Genomic DNA, 3,112 nt, shown 5'->3' on the forward strand with positions numbered 1-3,112 from the left:
ACAATTGGCATTAACTATCAAGCACACTGTTGAGTTCTCAAGCAACCGACACGCACCGACTCCAACCCACCAGGGGCCTTCACTCGGGGCAACTTGTTAATCTTATCAGACTTTCCGGGGCTTTCCAACCTCGCGATTTCTCGTGAAGTGAGCCGCACAAGCCGACCACATTCCCTACTCCTCAAGGAAACAAGAATCCCCAGGAGTCTTCAGGAAGTTTGGTTCGCCCGGGGGATCCAGCCACTTCGCGGCGGCTCCGAAGAGCTTCGCAGTGGTGTCTGTTCCTCCCTGCCGGGCTGACTCAGAGAACATTACGGGGACCGAGGCCAGATGGTCAAACCGGTGCCCCGTGACCCCGGTCACCGCCCTTCCAGCGGGTGCCGGCAGGTCGCGGCGCGTCGCGCCGGGTGCCGCCAGGTGCCGCCGGGTCGCACCGTGTGCCAGGTGCCAGGTGCCAGGTGCCAGGTGCCAGGTGCCAGGTGCCAGGTGCCAGGTGCCAGGTGCCATCATCCGGACCGCGAGGCACGAGTCGCGTGGTGGCCCGACGACGTGAGCCGCGGTCTGCATGAGGCATCGCCGCCCGGACTGCCGGCGTCGGCTCGCCGGTGCTCCTGCGATCGGCCGGGCCACCGGTGCCGCCAGGTAGCGTCGGCTCATGGTTCTCTCCAGCAGCCCCGGCCATGCAGGTATCGACGAGCGACCGAGCGCGGATCTGCGCGTCCGTGTGCTCGTTCCGTGCACCGTCGAGGCACAGCACCTGGTGCGTGCTGTCGAGGTCTATCGCGAGCTGGTCGAAGCGACGCGGCGGGAGCCCGGCTGCCTGTCGTACGAACTCCTTCAGCGGGTGGACGACGCCACCCGGCTGGTACTCGTCGAGGAGTGGGAGTCGCAGGCGCATCTCGACGCGCACACTCGGACGGAACACTTCGTGCGTCTGGTCGCAGAGCTCGAGGCCCTCGAGACGGCAGAGCCCGCCGAGCTCTACCGCCGGGTCCTCTAGGAACCATCACGCTGGTTCGCCAGGTCGCCTCGCGGCGGCCGGCCCTGACGTCGGCCCTTGCCCACCTCAGCGTGCGCCGCTCTCCACTTCTCGCAACCAGGCCGCGATCGCGCTGAGGTCCGCAACGGTCAGCCCGACGGCGGGATCGACCTTGTACAGCAGCGCAGATCCTGGATGGTCGACCTCGATCCACCACCGGTCGGCGTGCCCGATCACGTCATCGACCCAGACGAACGGGCGCCCGGCAGCGATCCGTACGAGTGCCTTCGTCTTCCACTGCAGGTTGTCAGCGTCGCGGTCCCCCTCGTACTGAGGAAGATCGGCTACCGGAAGGTGAGGTAGTCCGAGCAGTGGCGCGATCACCTCGTTCGCGCCGTGCATCCACGCCGTCGCCCAGACGAGCTCGCACCCCAACCCTGCCAGCAGCGGCCCCAGCGTCCGATCGACGCGCACCAGGTAGGGGTTCGTGGCAGCGGTCCAGGAGTCGGGTGGCCCCGGAGCCGAGGCCAGTCCCGGTCCCCCGAAGGGCAGCAGCGTTCCGTCGACGTCGAGGAACAGGATCGGTCGTGACGCGGTGTCCACGCGTGCACGATAGCGCAGCCGGCATCGACCTCGTTGCTCAACACCGCGGGGATCACGGTCGTCGGTAGGGCTACGTCGTCGCGCGCTGACGACGTGCTTCGTAGAGCACGATCGAGGCGGCGTTCGCCGCGTTGAGCGAGCTCGCGGCGCCGGCCATCGGGATGCTGAGCGTGACGTCCGCAGCATCACGCCAGGCGCGCGACAGCCCCGCGGTCTCGTTGCCGACGAGAAGCAGGACGGGCTGGGTGAGGTCGAAGCCGGAGATGTCGGCGTCGCCGTCCTCGTCGGTCGCTGCGACCACGATGGGAACTCCGGACGATCGCTGGGCCTCGACCCATTGCATGACGTCGTCCGGACCAGCGGCTCGCACGGTAGGAAGCGCGAAGAACGACCCTGTCGACGCACGCACGGACTTCGGGTCGTAGGCGTCGGCCGCGTGCCCCGTCGTGATCATGCCGTGCGCGCCCAAGGCGTCGGCCGAGCGGATGATGGACCCGATGTTGCCCGGCTGCGTCGGGCGGTCGAACACCAACCCCAGGAAGTCCGGACGCACCGGGATCCGTGCGAGGTCGTCGGGGTACATGCCGACGACGGCCAAGACCTCGACCGCACCCTCCGACTTCTCGCTGAGCTCGGCCAGCAGGTCCGACGACATCGCGACCTTCTCTGCCTTCGGCTGCGATGCGAGAAGGGAGCGTGCCCAGGGCGAGAGGGACTTGTCAGCGTCGTACAGCAACGCACGGACGTCCCACCCGTGCTCGAGTGCCAGATTGAGGGGCCTGACTCCTTGCACGATGAACTCTCCTGCGCGGTGCCGCTTGGACCGGTTGGTCAGAAGCGTCTGCAGAACTTGGAATCGAGCATTGCGGGCGGTGATGCGGGTTGCCACGTGTTCCTCCGGGGACCTGGCAGCACGGGAGTCTGACCGCTGCCTGCCTCGAAGGCTACCGGCCCGCCTCGGTGCGGGATGCAACGATCTGGGGCCCGGTTGGCCCTGACACTCCTCCTGGCGGCGGCCGCCTCCCTGCCGGGGCGATCTTCGTCACGCGCGACCCACGAGCTGCGGGAGCAGCGGGGGCGCGCTACGGGCGAGCCGGCCCACGCGACACATGCGTCGACGCTCACGAGGTCCGCAGACTTCCGAGCATGTCCGCCCCGCCCGACGACGGCGCTCTCGCACGTACCTCGACGCACCATCGGCGCGCGCCGGTCGAACGTCCCGACCGCTCCCGCGCGTGCCGGCGTCGTTGCCGGCTTCGGGGTGTCACCAGAGTGGCCGCTCGTCGAACGGTCACCAGTGCAGTCAGAACGCGCGCGTCCAGGGATCTGAACACCCCTGCCTCGGATGCCGCACCCAGGTCTTCGAGGGGCCCTGGCTCTGGTGTGGGCCTGGTTCCCACGACCGTTCCGGGAGGCTCGTGGGCTGCGAGGTTGTTTCTGGGTATGCCAAAGGCCCACCCCGTTCGGGGTGGGCCTTTGGTGAATGGTTGTCCGGCGGCGACCTACTCTCCCACCCCGTCTCCAGGGCAG

Annotated in this window: 3 protein-coding genes; 1 reads left to right on the forward strand and 2 read right to left on the reverse strand. The window is 68.1% G+C overall.

The window, feature by feature from the left end:
- Nucleotides 1–655: 655 nt before the first annotated feature.
- Nucleotides 656–1,000 carry a putative quinol monooxygenase gene (locus ACFVQ3_RS18750; protein ID WP_387642382.1) on the forward strand — a complete coding sequence of 115 codons (345 nt, stop codon included), beginning with the start codon at nt 656–658 and terminating at the stop codon, nt 998–1,000.
- Between the two features lie 66 nt (nt 1,001–1,066).
- Here the strand turns inward: ACFVQ3_RS18750 and ACFVQ3_RS18755 are convergent, their stop codons facing one another.
- Together ACFVQ3_RS18755 and ACFVQ3_RS18760 are read right to left on the reverse strand one after the other, a co-directional pair.
- A complete protein-coding gene (locus ACFVQ3_RS18755) occupies nt 1,067–1,582 on the reverse strand; it encodes an HAD domain-containing protein (RefSeq protein ID WP_387642385.1) in 516 nt (171 codons plus the stop codon).
- 70 nt (nt 1,583–1,652) lie between these two features.
- Nucleotides 1,653–2,471: a TrmH family RNA methyltransferase gene (locus ACFVQ3_RS18760; RefSeq protein ID WP_387642387.1), complete on the reverse strand. Its 819-nt coding sequence runs from the start codon at nt 2,469–2,471 to the stop codon at nt 1,653–1,655.
- Nucleotides 2,472–3,112 lie beyond the last annotated feature (641 nt).

This window comes from Oerskovia sp. NPDC057915, from assembly GCF_042887685.1.
GTDB lineage: Bacteria > Actinomycetota > Actinomycetes > Actinomycetales > Cellulomonadaceae > Oerskovia.

Coding starts and splice junctions, on each gene's coding strand:
- ACFVQ3_RS18750 (WP_387642382.1), top strand. CDS start 656: ATGGTTCTCTCCAGCAGCCCCGGCCATGCAGGTATCGACGAGCGACCG.